Genomic DNA, 18,037 nt, shown 5'->3' with positions numbered 1-18,037 from the left:
GTAAGGTTAAGCCTCACGGGTCATTAGTACCGGTTAGCTCAACGCATCGCTGCGCTTACACACCCGGCCTATCAACGTCGTAGTCTTCAACGTCCCTTCAGGACTCTCAAGGAGTCAGGAGAACTCATCTCGGGGCAAGTTTCGTGCTTAGATGCTTTCAGCACTTATCTTTTCCGCACTTAGCTACCGGGCAATGCCATTGGCATGACAACCCGAACACCAGTGGTGCGTTCACTCCGGTCCTCTCGTACTAGGAGCAACCCCCTCAATTCTCCAGCGCCCACGGCGAGATAGGGACCGAACTGTCTCACGACGTTCTAAACCCAGCTCGCGTACCACTTTAAACGGCGAACAGCCGTACCCTTTGGGACCTACTTCAGCCCCGTGGATGTGATGAGCCGACATCGAGGTGCCAAACACCGCCGTCGATATGAACTCTTGGGCGGTATCAGCCTGTTATCCCCGGAGTACCTTTTTATCCGTTGAGCGATGGCCCTTCCATTCAGAACCACCGGATCACTATGACCTGCTTTTCGCACCTGCTCGAGCCGTCACTCCGCAGTCAAGCCAGCTTATGCCATTGCACTAACCTCACGATGTCCGACCGTGATTAGCTGACCTTCGTGCTCCTCCGTTACTCTTTAGGAGGAGACCGCCCCAGTCAAACTACCCACCAGACACTGTCCGCAGCCCGGATTACGGGCCTACGTTAGAACATCAAACATTAAAGGGTGGTATTTCAGGTTGGCTCCACGCGAACTGGCGTCCGCGCTTCAAAGCCTCCCACCTATCCTACACATCAAGGCTCAATGTTCAGTGTCAAGCTGTAGTAAAGGTTCACGGGGTCTTTCCGTCTTGCCGCGGGTACACTGCATCTTCACAGCGAGTTCAATTTCACTGAGTCTCGGTGGAGACAGCCCGCCATCATTACGCCATTCGTGCAGGTCGGAACTTACCCGACAAGGAATTTCGCTACCTTAGGACCGTTATAGTTACGGCCGCCGTTTACCGGGGCTTCGATCAAGAGCTTCTCCTTGCGGATAACCCCATCAATTAACCTTCCGGCACCGGGCAGGCGTCACACCGTATACGTCCACTTTCGTGTTTGCACAGTGCTGTGTTTTTAATAAACAGTTGCAGCCAGCTGGTATCTTCGACTGGCTTCGGCTCGGGGAGTAAATCCCTCCACCTACGCGCCAGCGTGCCTTCTCCCGAAGTTACGGCACCATTTTGCCTAGTTCCTTCACCCGAGTTCTCTCAAGCGCCTTGGTATTCTCTACCTGACCACCTGTGTCGGTTTGGGGTACGATTCTGTGTTACCTGATGCTTAGAGGCTTTTCCTGGAAGCTGGGCATTTATCACTTCAGCACCGTAGTGCCTCGTCGTCACGCCTCAGCGTTAATAAGGGACCGGATTTACCTGGACCCTCCGCCTACACGCTTAAACCGGGACAACCGTCGCCCGGCTGATATAGCCTTCTCCGTCCCCCCTTCGCAGTAACACCGAGTACAGGAATATTAACCTGTTTCCCATCGACTACGCCTTTCGGCCTCGCCTTAGGGGTCGACTCACCCTGCTCCGATTAACGTTGAACAGGAACCCTTGGTCTTCCGGCGAGCGGGCTTTTCACCCGCTTTATCGTTACTTATGTCAGCATTCGCACTTCTGATACCTCCAGCATGCCTCACAGCACACCTTCGACGGCTTACAGAACGCTCCCCTACCCAACAACACATAGTGTCGCTGCCGCAGCTTCGGTGCATGGTTTAGCCCCGTTACATCTTCCGCGCAGGCCGACTCGACCAGTGAGCTATTACGCTTTCTTTAAATGATGGCTGCTTCTAAGCCAACATCCTGGCTGTCTGTGCCTTCCCACATCGTTTCCCACTTAACCATGACTTTGGGACCTTAGCTGGCGGTCTGGGTTGTTTCCCTCTTCACGACGGACGTTAGCACCCGCCGTGTGTCTCCCGTGATAACATTCCTCGGTATTCGCAGTTTGCATCGGGTTGGTAAGCCGGGATGGCCCCCTAGCCGAAACAGTGCTCTACCCCCGAGGATGAGTTCACGAGGCGCTACCTAAATAGCTTTCGGGGAGAACCAGCTATCTCCCGGTTTTGATTGGCCTTTCACCCCCAGCCACAGGTCATCCGCTAATTTTTTTCAACATTAGTCGGTTCGGTCCTCCAGTTAGTGTTACCCAACCTTCAACCTGCCCATGGCTAGATCACCGGGTTTCGGGTCTATACCCTGCAACTTAACGCCCAGTTAAGACTCGGTTTCCCTGCGGCTCCCCTATACGGTTAACCTTGCTACAGAATATAAGTCGCTGACCCATTATACAAAAAGGTACGCAGTCACCCCCATAAAGAAGGCTCCCACTGCTTGTACGTACACGGTTTCAGGTTCTGTTTCACTCCCCTCGCCGGGGTTCTTTTTCGCCTTTCCCTCACGGTACTGGTTCACTATCGGTCAGTCAGGAGTATTTAGCCTTGGAGGATGGTCCCCCATATTCAGACAGGATACCACGTGTCCCGCCTTACTCATCGAGCTCACAGCACATGCGCTTTTTGTGTACGGGAGTATCACCCTGTACCCTGCGACTTTCCAGACGCTTCCACTAACACACATGCTGATTCAGGCTCTGGGCTGCTCCCCGTTCGCTCGCCGCTACTGGGGGAATCTCGGTTGATTTCTTTTCCTCAGGGGTACTTAGATGTTTCAGTTCCCCCGGTTCGCCTTGCAGCACTATGTATTCATGCTGCAATGATGCACAGAGTGCACCGGGTTTCCCCATTCGGACATCGACGGCTGTAGCGGTTCATATCACCTTACCGTCGCTTTACGCAGATTAGCACGTCCTTCATCGCCTCTGACTGCCTGGGCATCCACCGTGTACGCTTAGTCGCTTAACCTCACAACCCACAGGCGTTTTACAACGCTGCGAGCTGCAAGCATTTGAGAGACTTGAACGTGTCGCATTTTTCATTCTTATTACGGAGAATGAAAACGACACGTCGTTTCAATTTTCAGCTTGTTCCGGATTGTTAAAGAGCATAATACTTCGCAGCACACCGTTGCCGGTACGCTCTGAAGTATTCAGAAAAAACAGTTAAAACGGTATGGTGGAGCTAAGCGGGATCGAACCGCTGACCTCCTGCGTGCAAGGCAGGCGCTCTCCCAGCTGAGCTATAGCCCCATACAGTTACTGCAGAGACCACTACTACCACTCAACCGAGTTACATTCTTCTGACGAAGGATGTAATTTCTTTTCAGGCAAGGCATGCGGAAGGGACGTTTACCGGGGTAAACGACCGCGCGCATAACGCAGCATGAGAAGAAATTTGGTAGGCCTGAGTGGACTTGAACCACCGACCTCACCCTTATCAGGGGTGCGCTCTAACCACCTGAGCTACAAGCCTGTAGAGGTTTTTTCTGCTCGTTACTTTTTATCAGACAATCTGTTGTGGACACTGCGCGGGAAGGTATCTTCAGGTAAGGAGGTGATCCAACCGCAGGTTCCCCTACGGTTACCTTGTTACGACTTCACCCCAGTCATGAATCACAAAGTGGTAAGCGCCCTCCCGAAGGTTAAGCTACCTACTTCTTTTGCAACCCACTCCCATGGTGTGACGGGCGGTGTGTACAAGGCCCGGGAACGTATTCACCGTGGCATTCTGATCCACGATTACTAGCGATTCCGACTTCACGGAGTCGAGTTGCAGACTCCGATCCGGACTACGACGCACTTTGTGAGGTCCGCTTGCTCTCGCGAGGTCGCTTCTCTTTGTATGCGCCATTGTAGCACGTGTGTAGCCCTACTCGTAAGGGCCATGATGACTTGACGTCATCCCCACCTTCCTCCGGTTTATCACCGGCAGTCTCCTTTGAGTTCCCGCCATCACGCGCTGGCAACAAAGGATAAGGGTTGCGCTCGTTGCGGGACTTAACCCAACATTTCACAACACGAGCTGACGACAGCCATGCAGCACCTGTCTCAGAGTTCCCGAAGGCACCAATCCATCTCTGGAAAGTTCTCTGGATGTCAAGAGTAGGTAAGGTTCTTCGCGTTGCATCGAATTAAACCACATGCTCCACCGCTTGTGCGGGCCCCCGTCAATTCATTTGAGTTTTAACCTTGCGGCCGTACTCCCCAGGCGGTCGACTTAACGCGTTAGCTCCGGAAGCCACTCCTCAAGGGAACAACCTCCAAGTCGACATCGTTTACGGCGTGGACTACCAGGGTATCTAATCCTGTTTGCTCCCCACGCTTTCGCACCTGAGCGTCAGTCTTTGTCCAGGGGGCCGCCTTCGCCACCGGTATTCCTCCAGATCTCTACGCATTTCACCGCTACACCTGGAATTCTACCCCCTCTACAAGACTCAAGCCTGCCAGTTTCAAATGCAGTTCCCGAGTTAAGCCCGGGGATTTCACATCTGACTTAACAGACCGCCTGCGTGCGCTTTACGCCCAGTAATTCCGATTAACGCTTGCACCCTCCGTATTACCGCGGCTGCTGGCACGGAGTTAGCCGGTGCTTCTTCTGCGGGTAACGTCAATCGACGCGGTTATTAACCACATCGCCTTCCTCCCCGCTGAAAGTACTTTACAACCCGAAGGCCTTCTTCATACACGCGGCATGGCTGCATCAGGCTTGCGCCCATTGTGCAATATTCCCCACTGCTGCCTCCCGTAGGAGTCTGGACCGTGTCTCAGTTCCAGTGTGGCTGGTCATCCTCTCAGACCAGCTAGGGATCGTCGCCTAGGTGGGCCATTACCCCGCCTACTAGCTAATCCCATCTGGGTTCATCCGATAGTGAGAGGCCCGAAGGTCCCCCTCTTTGGTCTTGCGACGTTATGCGGTATTAGCCACCGTTTCCAGTGGTTATCCCCCTCTATCGGGCAGATCCCCAGACATTACTCACCCGTCCGCCACTCGTCACCCAAGGAGCAAGCTCCTCTGTGCTACCGTCCGACTTGCATGTGTTAGGCCTGCCGCCAGCGTTCAATCTGAGCCATGATCAAACTCTTCAATTTAAGTTTGATTTGCTTAAACAAGTTAAGCGGTGCTCATCTGTAAAACGTCATAATGAATTTCATTATGTGTTCACTCGTGAGGCTTTGATATTTTTTTACGTCCGGAGACGCTGATATCAATCCTGCGAGTGCCCACACAGATTGTCTGATAAATTGTTAAAGAGCAGTGCGAACAGTGCGTTAGCGTCCTGTCGCGAGGTGGAGTATATTACGCTTTCCTCCTGCAGAGTCAACCTCTATTTCAGAGGTTTTTCTCCGGCGGCGCAGTCTCCTGTGCCTGCTGACCCGTTTTCCGTTTCCGGTTTGCCGTGTCAGTGGAGGCGCATTATAGGGAACGGCTGAGATAGCGCAAGTGCAAATTAAGACTTTTTTTCTGACCGTTCACTTTGCAGCCAAAAAGAACAGTAAGTAAGCAAAAACCCCTTTAAAGGGTAAAAAAAACGGGCCAGAGGCCCGTTTTTCGATTCGCGCTATTACTGATGTGCCGTTATGACGTCGTTAACGACATCCATTTCGATGGTTTTACCCGGCACCAGCGAACCTGCAAGGATCTGCTGAGCCAGCGGGTTCTCGATCTGCTGCTGTATCGCACGTTTCAGCGGACGCGCACCATAGACCGGGTCATACCCATTTTCCGCCAGCAGTTTGATCGCATCATCGGAGATGTGCAGCTGATAGCCACGTTCATCCAGACGTTTGTACAACCGCTGCAGCTGAATCTGCGCAATGGAGGCAATGTGTTTCTCCGCCAGCGGATGAAACACCACTACCTCATCAATACGGTTGACGAATTCAGGACGGAAATGCTGTCCGACCACACCCATCACAATATCTTTCATTTCCGGATAGCTGAGATTACCGAACCGCTCCTGGATTAAATCTGACCCCAGGTTAGAGGTCATGATCACCACGCTGTTACGGAAATCGACCGTACGGCCCTGTCCATCCGTCAGACGCCCATCATCCAGCACCTGCAGCAGAATGTTGAAGACATCAGGATGCGCCTTTTCAACTTCATCCAGCAGAATGACGGAATAAGGACGACGGCGCACCGCTTCGGTCAGATAACCGCCCTCTTCATAGCCGACGTAGCCCGGAGGTGCACCCACCAGCCGTGAGACCGAATGTTTTTCCATAAACTCGGACATGTCGATACGCACCATCGCATCGTCACTGTCGAACAGGAAATTAGCCAGCGACTTACACAGTTCGGTTTTACCTACCCCGGTTGGACCCAGGAACAGGAAAGAGCCGATAGGCCGGTTAGGATCAGAGAGACCTGCACGACTACGGCGGATGGCATTCGATACCGCTTCTACCGCTTCATCCTGTCCAATGACCCGGCCATGCAGATCCTGCTCCATGCGCAGCAACTTATCACGCTCACCTTCCATCATGCGTGCCACCGGAATACCGGTCCAGCGAGCCAGCACATCGGCAATCTCCACATCAGTTACGCGGTTGCGCAGTAACTTCATGGTTTTACCTTCAGCCTGAGTCGCTGCGGCTAACTGTTTTTCCAGTGCCGGAATTTTACCGTACTGCAGCTCTGACATCTGAGCGAGATCGCCCTGGCGACGGGCCTGCTCTAAATTCAGACGCGCCTGCTCCAGTTCAGCTTTGATGTTCTGCGTGCCGGAGAGTGAGGCTTTCTCTGTCTTCCATTCATCTTCCAGCTCAGCGTATTCACGCTCTTTCTGATTCAGCTCGGTTTCCAGCATCTCAAGACGCTTGATACTGGCATCGTCCGCCTCTTTCTTCAGCGCCTGCTGCTCCAGCTTCAACTGAATGATACGGCGCTCCAGGCGATCGAGTGACTCCGGCTTGGAGTCCATCTGCATACGAATACTGGATGCCGCCTCATCAATCAGGTCAATGGCTTTGTCCGGCAGCTGGCGGTCAGCAATGTAACGATGAGACAGCGTTGCTGCCGCGACAATGGCCGGGTCAGTGATCTGCACATGATGATGCAGTTCGTAACGCTCTTTCAGGCCACGCAGAATCGCGATGGTGTCTTCCACACCTGGCTCAGCCACGAAGACTTTCTGGAAACGACGCTCCAGCGCGGCATCTTTCTCAATATACTGACGATACTCATCCAGTGTGGTGGCACCCACGCAGTGCAGTTCACCACGCGCCAGCGCAGGCTTAAGCATATTGCCCGCGTCCATCGCACCGTCCGCTTTACCCGCACCGACCATAGTGTGCAGTTCGTCGATAAACAGAATGACGTTGCCTTCCTGTTTCGACAGATCGCTCAGCACCCCTTTCAGACGCTCTTCGAACTCACCGCGATATTTCGCCCCGGCGACCAGTGCACCCATATCCAGCGCCAGCACCCGACGACCTTTCAGGCCCTCAGGCACTTCACCGTTAATGATGCGCTGCGCCAGCCCTTCGACAATCGCGGTTTTACCCACGCCAGGCTCACCAATCAGCACCGGGTTATTTTTGGTACGGCGCTGCAGAACCTGAATGGTGCGGCGAATCTCTTCATCACGCCCAATCACCGGATCGAGTTTGCCCTTTTCTGCACGCTCGGTCAGGTCGATAGTGTATTTCTTTAATGCCTGGCGCTGATCTTCAGCCCCCTGATCGTTCACGTTGTCTCCTCCCCGCATCTGTTCAATCGCACTGGTGATTTTTTCGCGCGTTGCGCCCGCTGCTTTAAGCAGATCGGCCAGTGAACCACGGGATTCCAGGGCAGCCAGAACAAATAATTCGGATGAAATAAAGTTGTCATTGCGCTTCTGCGCCAGCTTGTCGCACAGGTTTAATACCCGGACAAGGTCAGATGAGGGTTGTACATCCCCTTCGCTGCCTTCAACTTGTGGCAGGCGATCAATAGCCTGCTCGAGCTGAGCGCGAAAAGGTGTGACGTCGACACCCGCCGAAGTCAGTAAAGGTGAAACCGATCCGCCTTCCCTGTTTGAGCAACGCGCTCATCAGGTGCAGAGGTTCAATGAATTGGTTGTCGTGTCCCAGAGCCAGGGACTGCGCGTCGGCGAGAGCCAGCTGAAATTTGTTAGTAAGACGATCCAGACGCATAATTCCCCCATTACAGGTCAAAATGCTACTGGAGATTAAATGAGGTCATCCCTCAAAATTTCAAGGTTAATGACCTGAGATTTGAGTAAAAAATACGCTAACTGGACCGTCTTATGGCGTAAGGTTATAACAGCCAGATCAAAGTTGCCATACGCCCGGTGATCCCATCACGACGAAAGGAGAAGAAATCGTCGCGTTGCGTAAAGGTACAGCGGCTATCGGCGCTGATTGAATTGACGCCCGCTGCCTGCAGCCGCATACGCGCCAGCAGCCAGATGTCCGCGTAAAACCGGTCGCCTGATGGACGGAAAGCCTGCACAGCGCGGGGATCCTGCGCCATAAAAGCCTCACGCACTTCTGCGCCAACCTCAAACGCATCCGGTCCGATGGCCGGCCCCAGCCAGACATGAATCTGCTCAGGCGGAGAACGAAACTGCGCCAGCGTATTTTCCAGTACACCGGCACAGAGCCCGCGCCAGCCTGCATGTGCTGCCGCCACTTCCGTCCCATCCTGCGAACAGAACAGTACCGGCAGACAGTCAGCGGTCATGATGGCGCAGACGACGTCGGGCTGATCGGTAATGCAGGCATCAGCACGTAATGGCATGTTTCCTCCTGCAGTCAGACGCACGACCTCCGTGCCATGAACCTGCTCCAGCCACTGCGGCATAGCGGGCAAATCCGCCTTATCCACCAGCAACTGACGGTTAAGCGCCACCGCATCCGGATTATCTCCCACGTGCCCGCCGAGATTCAGCGCATCCCAGGGCGACGTGCTTACGCCACCCTGTCGCTGCGTCGAGCAGGCCCGAACGCGTGACGAGGCGGGCCATTGCGGCGTAATCAGACTCATCACCAATTCATCTGGTCTTTAAATTCTTCAGTGTCTGCTTTTAACGCCGCGATTAAATCAACCATGTCCTGTGGAAGCGCAGCATGGAATTCCATCTCAATACCACTGATTGGATGATAGAGGCGCAACATCGTGGCGTGCAGTGCCTGACGATCGAAACCGCGCAGCGTAGTAATAAATGCCTCTGATGCCCCTTTTGGCGGACGCGGGCGGCCACCGTAAAGTGGATCGCCCACCAGCGGATGGCTGATGTGAGACATATGCACACGGATCTGGTGAGTACGACCCGTCTCCAGACGCAGACGCAGACGGGTATGAGCCCGGAAATGCTCCATGATGCGATAATGCGTCACCGCCGGTTTGCCCATTGGATGAACCGCCATATGGGTACGTTTGGTGGAGTGACGGCTGATAGGCTGCTCAACCGTGCCGCCCGCCGTCATATTGCCAATCGCGACCGCTTCATATTCACGGGTGATTTCGCGACGCTGCAGCGAGTCCACCAGATGCGTCTGAGCCGGAACGGTTTTCGCGACCACCATTAAACCGGTGGTGTCTTTATCCAGGCGGTGTACGATGCCGGCGCGTGGCACATCCATAATCGCAGGGTAGTGATGAAGTAAGGCGTTTAACACCGTGCCATCCGGATTACCGGCGCCAGGGTGAACCACAAAGTCACGTGGTTTGTTGATGACAATAATGTCTTCATCTTCATAAACGATGTCGAGTGGCAGATCCTGAGGTTCCCAGCGCTGTGCCTCTTCGATCTCAGCGTCAATCGCGACCAGCTCGCCGCCCAGCACTTTTTCTTTGGGGGTATCGACCATAACGCCGTTTACAGTAACGCGACGATCGAGGATCCACTCTTTTATGCGGGAACGTGAATAATCAGGGAACAATTCCGCCAAAGTCTGATCTAAACGTTGTCCGAGTTGTGATTCGGATACCGTTGCGGTGAGTTGAACTTGTTGTGCCATATACAGCTTCTTCGTTAACGTTGGGTTTTCACGGCGATGCCGTTTAATATAATGTGCTATCGTACCTGGTCATTACCGGGAGCTATACGGACAGCTTCCGCCATAACATTTGAGGATAATCACTTCGTCATGACGCGTATGAAACATCTGGTGGCTGCTGCCACACTGAGCCTGGCACTTGTTGGTTGTTCCGGCTCAAATGACGCGGTACCGGACAACCCGCCTTCTGAAATCTATGCTACAGCGCAGCAAAAGCTGCAGGACGGTAACTTTAAAGCCGCGATTAAGCAACTGGAAGCGCTGGATAATCGTTATCCGTTCGGTCCTTATTCGCAGCAGGTGCAGCTGGATTTAATCTACGCGTACTATAAAAATGCCGATCTGCCCCTGGCGCAGGCTGCCATTGCTCGCTTTATGCGTCTGAACCCCACGCATCCGAACATTGACTATGTCATCTATATGAAAGGTCTGACGGACATGGCGCTGGATGACTCCGCGCTGCAGGGCTTCTTTGGTATTGATCGTTCTGACCGCGATCCGACGCACGCTCGTGATGCTTTCCGCGACTTCTCCCAGCTGCTGCGTAATTACCCGAACAGCCAGTATGCGGCTGATGCTCAGAAACGCCTGGTCTATCTGAAAGACCGTCTGGCTAAATATGAGCTGTCAGTGGCGCAATTCTATACTAAGCGTGAGGCTTATGTCGCGGTTGTTAACCGTGTAGAGGGTATGATGCGCGATTATCCGGATACGCAGGCGACACACGATGCCCTGCCACTGATGGAAAATGCTTACCGTAATCTGCAGCTGAACGCTGAAGCTGACAAAGTGGCGAAAATCATTGCAGTCAACAAAAGCTGATAGCCTGACAGATTTCAGCCACAAAAAAAGCAGCCTGCGATGGCTGCTTTTTTTTGCCCGAAGAACAGTCAGATTTGGATCTGATTCCAGCGAGCTAACTCATCCAGCATGCCGTGTTAATCGTTTCGCTTCAAGCCATTTCAGCGAGTTTCTCTGCCTTTCTCACAGAATGTTGTAACTGACAAAAAGTGACATTTTTTCGTGATCAAAATCTCACATTTAACGTTTTTTCGCGCTATGCTGAGAAGACCAAGACGGAAATGACAGAGAGGTAAGAATAATGATTCTGAACATTACCAGTAAACAAATGGACATCACCCCGGCAATCCGAAGCCATGTTGAAGACCGTCTCGCCAAGCTCGAAAAATGGCAAACCGACCTGATTAATCCGCATATTGTCCTGTCCAAAGAGCCCAAAGAATTCGTGGCTGATGCCACTATTAACACACCGAACGGGACTCTGGTGGCCAGCGCCAAGCACGACGATATGTATACCGCCATCAACGATTTGATTGCGAAACTCGAACGTCAGCTGAATAAAGTTCAGCATAAGTCTGAAGCCCGCCGCGCCAGTGCCAGCGTAAAAGACATTATCCCCGCCGACGAAGAGTCCTGATTTCCTTAACGCGCCTCCGGGCGCGTTTTTTATTGACAGCTTTTAAGCAGTACGGTTACTCTCAGGTCACTCACATTTCGGACATTACGATGAAACCCACTCTGTTTTTCTTCGCTTTCTTTTTTACCTTCCCCTGAACGGGAGGCTATTCGTCGTGTGAAAATGAAAGCGAAGACGAACAACGAAGCCTCCCAACCGGGAGGCTTTTTTATTGGATAGCATACAGGTGAGCCCTATGAATCCCGACAATCCCTTGCTGGCGTTACGCGATAAGATCAGCGCAGTGGATAAAAAACTTCTGACGCTGCTGGCCGAGCGTCGTCTGCTGGCAGTGGAAGTCGCACATGCAAAACTTGCCACGCATCGCCCGATTCGGGATGTGGAACGCGAACGTGCGCTGCTGGAGAATCTGATTGTACTGGGTAAAGCGCATAAACTGGATGCGCACTACATCACCCGGCTGTTCCAGCTGGTTATTGAAGATTCAGTGCTGACTCAGCAAGCACTGCTGCAGAAAAATCTCAACCATCCTCATGCGCATGCCGCCCGTATCGCATTCCTCGGCCCGAAAGGCTCTTACTCGCACCTTGCCGCACGCAACTACGCGTCACGTCATTTCGACAGCATGGTGGAGTGTGGCTGCCTGAAATTTCACGACATCATCAAGCAGGTCGAAAATGGCCTGGCTGATTACGCCGTGATGCCGATTGAGAACACCAGTTCGGGCTCGATCAATGATGTCTACGATCTGCTGCAACAGACCAGCCTCTCTATCGTGGGCGAACTGACCTTACCTATCGACCACTGCGTGCTGGTGAATGGCCCCACCGATCTGCAGCAGATTGAGACGGTGTACAGCCATCCTCAGCCCTTCCAGCAGTGCAGCCAGTTTATTAACCGTTTCCCGCACTGGAAAATCGAATATACCGAGAGTACCGCAGCAGCAATGGAGAGAGTGGCTGCGCTCAACTCACCTAAGGTGGCAGCATTAGGCAGTGAAGCCGGTGGTGAGCTCTATCAGTTGCAGGTGCTGGAACGTAATCTGGCAAACCAGCAGCAGAACCATACCCGCTTTATCGTGCTCGCCCGAAAAGCCATCGAGGTTTCAGATCAGGTGCCAGCGAAAACGACACTGATTATGGCAACCGGCCAGCAGGCGGGTGCACTGGTTGATGCACTATTGGTGCTGCGTCAGCACAACCTGATTATGAGCAAGCTGGAGTCACGCCCGATTAATGGCAATCCGTGGGAAGAGATGTTTTACATTGATGTGCAGGGTAACCTGCAATCAGAGCGGATGCAGCAGGCTCTGCAGGAGTTACAGACCATGACCCGCTCTCTGAAGGTGCTGGGCTGCTATCCCAGCGAGAATGTGATACCCGCTGAACCCGGCGATGAAACCGTTGAATAGCAAAAAGGCATCCGCAGGGATGCCTTTTTCGTTTATGGCCGACTGTCATTGGCCGAGCGTAACAGACTCCGGCTTTCCACCAGGAAGCGTTTCGCGTGATCGCCAAACCACTGCTCGACCCGGTTAAAGCTGGCAATGAATGCCTGTTTATCGCCCTGCTCCAGCAGCGCAATCGCTTCACCAAAGCGCTGGTAATAACGTTTGATCAGCGCCAGATTACTCTCTGACGACATGATGATATCCGCGTAAAGCTGCGGATCCTGAGCAAACAACCGCCCTACCATTGCCAGCTCCAGTCGATAGATAGGCGATGAGAGTGCCAGCAGCTGATCAAGATTCACGTTTTCTTCAGCTAAATGCAGACCGTAGGCAAAGGTGGCAAAGTGACGCAGTGCCTGAATAAACGCCATGTTCTGGTCATGCTCTACAGCGCTGATACGATGCAGACGCGCACCCCAGACCTGAATCTGCTCCAGGAACCACTGATACGCTTCCGGCTGTCGGCCATCACACCAGACCACCACCTGTTTTGCCAGGCTGCCGCTGTCCGGGCCAAACATCGGGTGCAGACCCAGCACCGGACCATTATGAGTGGCCAGCATCGCCTGCAGAGGCCGGTTTTTCACAGAAGCCAGGTCCACCAGAATACAATCTTCCGGCAGTGGCGGCAGCTGTGCAATAACCTGCTCGGTCAGGTGAATCGGCACACTGATGATGACCATACCGGCATCGCTGAGCAGCGTTTCAGCCTGAGGCCAGTCTTCTTTATCCAGCGTTTTAACTGTGTAGCCTGACAGGCCGAGCATTTTTTCAAACAACCGGCCCATCTGGCCTTTGCCGCCGACAATCACCACCGGGCGCAGTTCAGGACAGAGGGTTTTAAAGCCTTTGTCATTTTCGCTGGTATAGGACTCGCGCATCACACGACGCAGCACATCTTCAATCAGATCCGGGGGGACGCCGAGCGCCTCTGCCTCTTTGCGACGCGAAGCCAGCATTGACGCTTCACGCTCAGGGACATAGATAGGCAGACCGTAACGGCTCTTCACCTCCCCCACCTCAGCCACCAGCTCCAGCCGTTTAGCCAGCAGATCCAGCAGCGCCTTATCAACACTGTCAATTTGATCGCGTAACGCGGTCAGTTCAGCCACCATTGCTCTTACACCTCTTGTGACAGACGCGCCGACAGCACTCCCTGCAGATCCTGATGCATCTCACGCAGCAACGTTTCGGTCACTTCCCAGTTGATGCACGCATCGGTTACGGAAACGCCATACTTCATTTCGCTGCGCGGCTGCTCAGAAGACTGGTTACCTTCATTGATATGGCTTTCCAGCATCAAACCAATGATTGAACGGTTTCCGTCTTTGATCTGCGCAATAGCGGATTCCGCTACGCCAGGCTGACGGCTGTAGTCTTTATTCGAATTGCCATGGCTGCAATCTATCATTAAGGCTGGACGCAGTCCCGCCTTCAGCATCTCTTTTTCACACTGCGCGACATCTTCGGGACCGTAGTTCGGCGCTTTGCCACCACGAAGAATTACGTGACCATCCGGATTGCCCTGAGTCTGCAGCAGGCAGACCTGACCGGCCTGATTAATCCCGACAAAACGGTGCGGCATTGCAGCAGCACGCATCGCGTTGATTGCTGTGCCCAGACTGCCATCGGTGCCATTTTTAAAGCCAACTGGCATCGACAGGCCCGAGGCCATCTCACGGTGCGTCTGAGATTCTGTCGTCCGTGCGCCAATCGCCGACCAGCTGAACAGGTCGCCCAGGTATTGCGGGCTATTCGGATCCAGCGCTTCTGTGGCCAGCGGCAAGCCCATTTCAACCAGGTTCACCAGCAGCTGGCGCGCAATATGCAGACCCGCTTCCATATCAAACGAGTTATCCATGTAAGGATCATTGATCAGCCCTTTCCAGCCAACGGTAGTACGGGGTTTTTCAAAATAGACGCGCATCACAATATAGAGCTGATCTTTCAGCTGTTCAGAAAGCGTTTGCAGACGACGAGCATAGTCCAGTGCCACTTCGGTATCGTGAATCGAGCAGGGTCCGCACACCACCAGCAGACGCGGATCGCGGCCGGCAATAATGTCAGAGATAGTCTGGCGGGACGCCGCGACCTGATCCTGCTGTTCAGTTGTCAGTGGAAACTTCGCTTTCAGTTCTTCAGGCGTGATCAATACCTGTTCACCGGCGATATGCACATTGTTCAGCGCGTCTTTTTGCATGATGGCGATCCTTTGGCTCGATATAGCGGATAAGGGCTCCTCATTGAGGATTGCAAATACTGTATCACAGACAATACATAGCGCAAGATTACATGTACACATTTATTACCACAGGTCTGAATAAACCAACCTAACGACAAATAAGATCATATATATCATTTATTTAAATTTGATAACGGGATTAATTACAGCCTCCTTAATGTAAAATAAAGTTTACATACACTCTTATTGCGTTTCTGTCTGTTGCAGGCAAAATGAGAATATTGTTTATTTTCAGGCTGAGTCCATTATGCACGCCTCCCCACTGAACATCTCCCTCCGACCTTTTCTGCTAAGCGACGTCTCCGCGTTTACCGCTGCGGTCAATGCTTCTCTGGACAGCCTGATCCCGTGGATGGTCTGGGCGCATCACGATTACCAGCCTCATGATGCCGAAAGCTGGATCCGCTTTACCCACTGGCAACGGATGAAGGAGGAAGCGGAAGAGTTTGCGATTGTTGATCAGCATGACCAGCTGCTGGGGGGCGCAGGAATACGCTTTGCCCGCCATCCGGGTGACACCAGCGCAATAGGTTACTGGGTTCGCAGTGACGTTCAGCGCCAGGGAATTGCCAGCCGCGCGGTGGCAAAGCTACTCCCTCTGGGGTTTTCACGACCGGAGACCCGGTTGATTGAAATTCTGGCGGCGGAGGACAATCTGGCCAGTCGGAGAGTCGCTGAAAAGTGCGGCGGTCAGTTTATTGGCTGTCGCTATGGCCTGATCGTATTAGAGGCGGGACCGGTTAATACGGCGATTTATCATTTTCACCGGCCGGACGCCGGTTGACTGCAGGCTGCAAGGATGGCACTGACATAAAAAAGGGGCTGGCAGATGCCAACCCCTTGTTTGCTATTAACTTTTAGATGTCGCGTTAGCGATACCTTAGTTAAGACGCTCTTTAATACGAGCAGACTTACCAGTACGCTCACGCAGGTAGTACAGTTTGGCTTTACGCACAGCGCCACGACGTTTAACAGCGATGCTGTCAATTACAGGTGAATGAGTCTGGAATACACGCTCAACGCCTTCGCCGTTAGAAATTTTGCGAACAGTGAATGCAGAGTGCAGACCGCGGTTACGAATAGCGATAACCACGCCCTCGAATGCCTGCAGACGTTTTTTAGAACCTTCAACGACCCATACTTTCACTTCCACGGAATCACCCGGGCGGAAGGAAGGTACGTCCTGTTTCATCTGCTCTTGTTCAATTTGCTTGATAATGTTGCTCATAATTAAATCTCATATCCTGGGTAAACTGATAGTCGGGGAAGAGCTTACTCTTCCACATCATCGTTTTGTTGCTGCTGAGATTCCCGCTGGAACTCATTCAACAACCTTGCTTGCTCTTCAGTCAGAGCCAGGTTTTCCAGAAGTTCAGGTCTTCTCAGCCAGGTACGGCCTAGCGACTGCTTCAGACGCCAGCGGCGAATATCAGCATGGTTACCTGACAGTAATACTGCCGGGACTTCCACGCCGTCTAACACTTCAGGTCGGGTATAGTGCGGACAATCCAGCAAACCTTCAGAGAACGAATCCTCATCGGCTGACGCCTGCTTGCCGAGTACGCCGGGAATAAACCGGGCGACTGCGTCAATCATCGTCATCGCTGGCAGTTCCCCGCCACTGAGAACGTAATCACCGATTGACCATTCTTCATCAATTTCGGTCTGGATTACGCGCTCATCAATCCCTTCATAACGGCCACAGACCAGAATTAACTTGTCCCGTGCCGCCAGTTCGCAAACGCCCTGTTGGTCCAGTTTGCGACCCTGAGGTGAAAGATATATCACCCTGGCCCCTTCACCTGCCGCTGCTTTCGCTGCGGAGATGGCATCCCGTAAGGGTTGTACCATCATCAGCATTCCCGGTCCGCCGCCGTAAGGACGATCATCCACGGTACGGTGCCGGTCGTGAGTGAAATCACGAGGACTCCAGCTCTGAATGCTGAGCAGACCGTTTTTTACAGCCCGGCCAGTTACCCCGTAATCGGTAATAGCGCGAAACATTTCTGGAAACAGGCTAATAACACCAATCCACATTGTATTCGCCGTTACGTTACCGTTCGATTCGGAGATCAAAAACCAGGATCCCAATCTACCTCAATGACGCCAGTAGAGAGATCGACTTTCCTGATAACCTGTTCATCAAGAAACGGAATTAACCGCTCCTGAGCACCGAACGCATCCTTCAGGTTTGCCTTAACGACGAGAACGTCGTTCGAGCCGGTTTCCATCATATCGATGACTTTACCCATCTCGTAGCCTTCAAGGTTAACGACCTGGCAGCCCATAAGGTCTTTCCAGTAGTAGTCGCCCTCTTCCAGCGATGGCAACTGCGTCGAGTCAACCTGAATTTCGCAATTGGTTAACTGAGCCGCCGCATCCCGATCTTCAATGCCTTTGACTTTGATGATCAGGTCCTGATTGTGGTGCTTCCAACCTTCCAGTTCGACCTGCTGCCATTTACCGGCACGCTGGATGAACCAGGGTTGGTAGTTGAAGATGCTTTCAGCGTCTTCAGTGGAGGAAAACACTTTGAGCCAGCCGCGAATACCGTAGGCGGCTCCCATCTTACCCAACACAATTGGGTTAACAGGAGGCTGTGCGGCAAGTTGTCTGCTCATGCTCACCACCGTGACAGATTAAGCTGCTTTCTTAGCTTCTTTGACCAGCGCGTTAACGCGGTCAGAAAGCGTTGCGCCCTGGCCAACCCAGTGCTCGATACGATCCAGATCAAGACGCAGACCTTCAGCCTGACCAGATGCGATCGGGTTGAAGAAACCAACGCGCTCAATGAAACGACCGTTGCGTGCATTGCGGCTGTCAGTGACGACGACCTGATAGAACGGACGCTTTTTAGCGCCGTGACGTGCCAAACGAATTGTTACCATAACATCCTCTTCAGTTAATAAAACACCCGGCCCCCATCGAGGAACGGGGTCCGGGTGCTGTATA

General features: G+C 53.0%; 13 protein-coding genes, 2 tRNA genes, 2 rRNA genes, 1 pseudogene and 1 other annotated feature. Of the genes and pseudogenes, 5 read left to right on the top strand and 13 right to left on the bottom strand.

Annotation, left to right across the window (positions count from 1 at the left end):
* Nucleotides 1-2: 2 nt before the first annotated feature.
* From EE896_RS04540 to rluD, 7 genes and pseudogenes are all read right to left on the bottom strand, one after another.
* Nucleotides 3-2,915: ribosomal RNA gene (locus EE896_RS04540) — 23S ribosomal RNA — on the bottom strand.
* A gap of 208 nt (nucleotides 2,916-3,123) precedes the next feature.
* Nucleotides 3,124-3,199 (bottom strand) — tRNA-Ala (locus EE896_RS04535).
* A gap of 146 nt (nucleotides 3,200-3,345) precedes the next feature.
* Nucleotides 3,346-3,422: transfer RNA gene (locus tag EE896_RS04530), tRNA-Ile, on the bottom strand.
* 74 nt (nucleotides 3,423-3,496) lie between these two features.
* Nucleotides 3,497-5,038: ribosomal RNA gene (locus EE896_RS04525) — 16S ribosomal RNA — on the bottom strand.
* Together the 16S and 23S rRNA genes with 2 tRNA genes alongside form the textbook arrangement of a ribosomal RNA operon.
* A gap of 473 nt (nucleotides 5,039-5,511) precedes the next feature.
* Nucleotides 5,512-8,086, bottom strand: a pseudogene (gene clpB / locus EE896_RS04520) (ATP-dependent chaperone ClpB).
* A 124-nt stretch (nucleotides 8,087-8,210) separates the two neighbouring features.
* The gene (gene yfiH / locus EE896_RS04515; RefSeq protein ID WP_003849027.1) at nucleotides 8,211-8,939 is read right to left on the bottom strand and encodes a purine nucleoside phosphorylase YfiH; all 729 of its coding nucleotides are present in this window, start codon (nucleotides 8,937-8,939) and stop codon (nucleotides 8,211-8,213) included.
* Complete coding sequence (rluD, locus tag EE896_RS04510; RefSeq protein WP_003849028.1) at nucleotides 8,939-9,916, bottom strand: 23S rRNA pseudouridine(1911/1915/1917) synthase RluD; 978 nt, start codon at nucleotides 9,914-9,916, stop codon at nucleotides 8,939-8,941. Before rluD ends, yfiH begins: the two co-directional genes overlap by 1 nt.
* A 129-nt stretch (nucleotides 9,917-10,045) precedes the next feature.
* On the opposite strand from rluD, the gene bamD reads away from it, so the two are divergent.
* The 4 genes from bamD to pheA all read left to right on the top strand — a co-directional run bounded on the left by bamD (nucleotide 10,046) and on the right by pheA (nucleotide 12,804).
* The gene (gene bamD / locus EE896_RS04505) at nucleotides 10,046-10,777 is read left to right on the top strand and encodes an outer membrane protein assembly factor BamD (RefSeq protein WP_003849029.1); all 732 of its coding nucleotides are present in this window, start codon (nucleotides 10,046-10,048) and stop codon (nucleotides 10,775-10,777) included.
* Between the two features lie 280 nt (nucleotides 10,778-11,057).
* Nucleotides 11,058-11,393 carry a ribosome-associated translation inhibitor RaiA gene (gene raiA / locus EE896_RS04500; RefSeq protein ID WP_003849030.1) on the top strand — a complete coding sequence of 112 codons (336 nt, stop codon included), beginning with the start codon at nucleotides 11,058-11,060 and terminating at the stop codon, nucleotides 11,391-11,393.
* Nucleotides 11,394-11,481: 88 nt separating this feature from the next.
* Nucleotides 11,482-11,606: a sequence feature (Phe leader region), on the top strand.
* A complete protein-coding gene (pheL, locus tag EE896_RS22490; RefSeq protein ID WP_197066373.1) occupies nucleotides 11,483-11,530 on the top strand; it encodes a pheA operon leader peptide PheL in 48 nt (15 codons plus the stop codon). Its footprint overlaps the feature before it by 48 nt.
* A gap of 22 nt (nucleotides 11,607-11,628) precedes the next feature.
* Nucleotides 11,629-12,804, top strand: coding sequence for a bifunctional chorismate mutase/prephenate dehydratase (gene pheA / locus EE896_RS04495; protein WP_008927084.1), 1,176 nt, complete (start codon nucleotides 11,629-11,631; stop codon nucleotides 12,802-12,804).
* A gap of 32 nt (nucleotides 12,805-12,836) precedes the next feature.
* On the opposite strand, the gene tyrA is transcribed toward pheA, so the two are convergent.
* Together tyrA and EE896_RS04485 are read right to left on the bottom strand one after the other, a co-directional pair.
* Complete coding sequence (tyrA, locus tag EE896_RS04490; protein ID WP_008927085.1) at nucleotides 12,837-13,958, bottom strand: bifunctional chorismate mutase/prephenate dehydrogenase; 1,122 nt, start codon at nucleotides 13,956-13,958, stop codon at nucleotides 12,837-12,839.
* 5 nt (nucleotides 13,959-13,963) lie between these two features.
* On the bottom strand, nucleotides 13,964-15,043 hold the full coding sequence (locus EE896_RS04485) for a 3-deoxy-7-phosphoheptulonate synthase (RefSeq protein WP_003849031.1): 1,080 nt from the start codon (nucleotides 15,041-15,043) through the stop codon (nucleotides 13,964-13,966).
* 289 nt (nucleotides 15,044-15,332) lie between these two features.
* Here EE896_RS04485 and EE896_RS04480 point away from each other — a divergent pair, with 289 nt between their 5' ends.
* A complete protein-coding gene (locus tag EE896_RS04480; RefSeq protein ID WP_008927086.1) occupies nucleotides 15,333-15,869 on the top strand; it encodes a GNAT family N-acetyltransferase in 537 nt (178 codons plus the stop codon).
* A gap of 96 nt (nucleotides 15,870-15,965) precedes the next feature.
* Here EE896_RS04480 and rplS read toward each other — a convergent pair whose 3' ends face one another.
* From rplS to rpsP, 4 genes are read right to left on the bottom strand one after another with little or no spacing between them, the layout of a single operon-like run.
* On the bottom strand, nucleotides 15,966-16,313 hold the full coding sequence (gene rplS, locus EE896_RS04475) for a 50S ribosomal protein L19 (RefSeq protein ID WP_003849035.1): 348 nt from the start codon (nucleotides 16,311-16,313) through the stop codon (nucleotides 15,966-15,968).
* Between the two features lie 44 nt (nucleotides 16,314-16,357).
* Nucleotides 16,358-17,122: a tRNA (guanosine(37)-N1)-methyltransferase TrmD gene (gene trmD, locus EE896_RS04470; protein ID WP_003849037.1), complete on the bottom strand. Its 765-nt coding sequence runs from the start codon at nucleotides 17,120-17,122 to the stop codon at nucleotides 16,358-16,360.
* Nucleotides 17,123-17,157: 35 nt separating this feature from the next.
* Nucleotides 17,158-17,706, bottom strand: coding sequence for a ribosome maturation factor RimM (gene rimM / locus EE896_RS04465; protein ID WP_003849039.1), 549 nt, complete (start codon nucleotides 17,704-17,706; stop codon nucleotides 17,158-17,160).
* An 18-nt stretch (nucleotides 17,707-17,724) separates the two neighbouring features.
* Nucleotides 17,725-17,973 (bottom strand): 30S ribosomal protein S16, encoded by a 249-nt coding sequence (gene rpsP, locus EE896_RS04460; protein ID WP_003849041.1) that lies wholly within the window; start codon nucleotides 17,971-17,973, stop codon nucleotides 17,725-17,727.
* Between the last annotated feature and the right edge of the window lie 64 nt (nucleotides 17,974-18,037).

Source organism: Pantoea eucalypti (assembly GCF_009646115.1).
Lineage (GTDB): Bacteria > Pseudomonadota > Gammaproteobacteria > Enterobacterales > Enterobacteriaceae > Pantoea > Pantoea eucalypti.
Note: the sequence above shows the minus strand (reverse complement) of the source record. Positions and strands in the feature narration are given on the sequence as shown.

Coding starts and splice junctions, on each gene's coding strand:
- EE896_RS04480 (WP_008927086.1), top strand. CDS start 15,333: ATGCACGCCTCCCCACTGAACATCTCCCTCCGACCTTTTCTGCTAAGC.
- rluD (WP_003849028.1), bottom strand. CDS start 9,916: ATGGCACAACAAGTTCAACTCACCGCAACGGTATCCGAATCACAACTC.
- pheA (WP_008927084.1), top strand. CDS start 11,629: ATGAATCCCGACAATCCCTTGCTGGCGTTACGCGATAAGATCAGCGCA.
- tyrA (WP_008927085.1), bottom strand. CDS start 13,958: ATGGTGGCTGAACTGACCGCGTTACGCGATCAAATTGACAGTGTTGAT.
- raiA (WP_003849030.1), top strand. CDS start 11,058: ATGATTCTGAACATTACCAGTAAACAAATGGACATCACCCCGGCAATC.
- EE896_RS04485 (WP_003849031.1), bottom strand. CDS start 15,043: ATGCAAAAAGACGCGCTGAACAATGTGCATATCGCCGGTGAACAGGTA.
- rplS (WP_003849035.1), bottom strand. CDS start 16,313: ATGAGCAACATTATCAAGCAAATTGAACAAGAGCAGATGAAACAGGAC.
- trmD (WP_003849037.1), bottom strand. CDS start 17,122: ATGTGGATTGGTGTTATTAGCCTGTTTCCAGAAATGTTTCGCGCTATT.
- rimM (WP_003849039.1), bottom strand. CDS start 17,706: ATGAGCAGACAACTTGCCGCACAGCCTCCTGTTAACCCAATTGTGTTG.
- rpsP (WP_003849041.1), bottom strand. CDS start 17,973: ATGGTAACAATTCGTTTGGCACGTCACGGCGCTAAAAAGCGTCCGTTC.
- bamD (WP_003849029.1), top strand. CDS start 10,046: ATGACGCGTATGAAACATCTGGTGGCTGCTGCCACACTGAGCCTGGCA.
- yfiH (WP_003849027.1), bottom strand. CDS start 8,939: ATGAGTCTGATTACGCCGCAATGGCCCGCCTCGTCACGCGTTCGGGCC.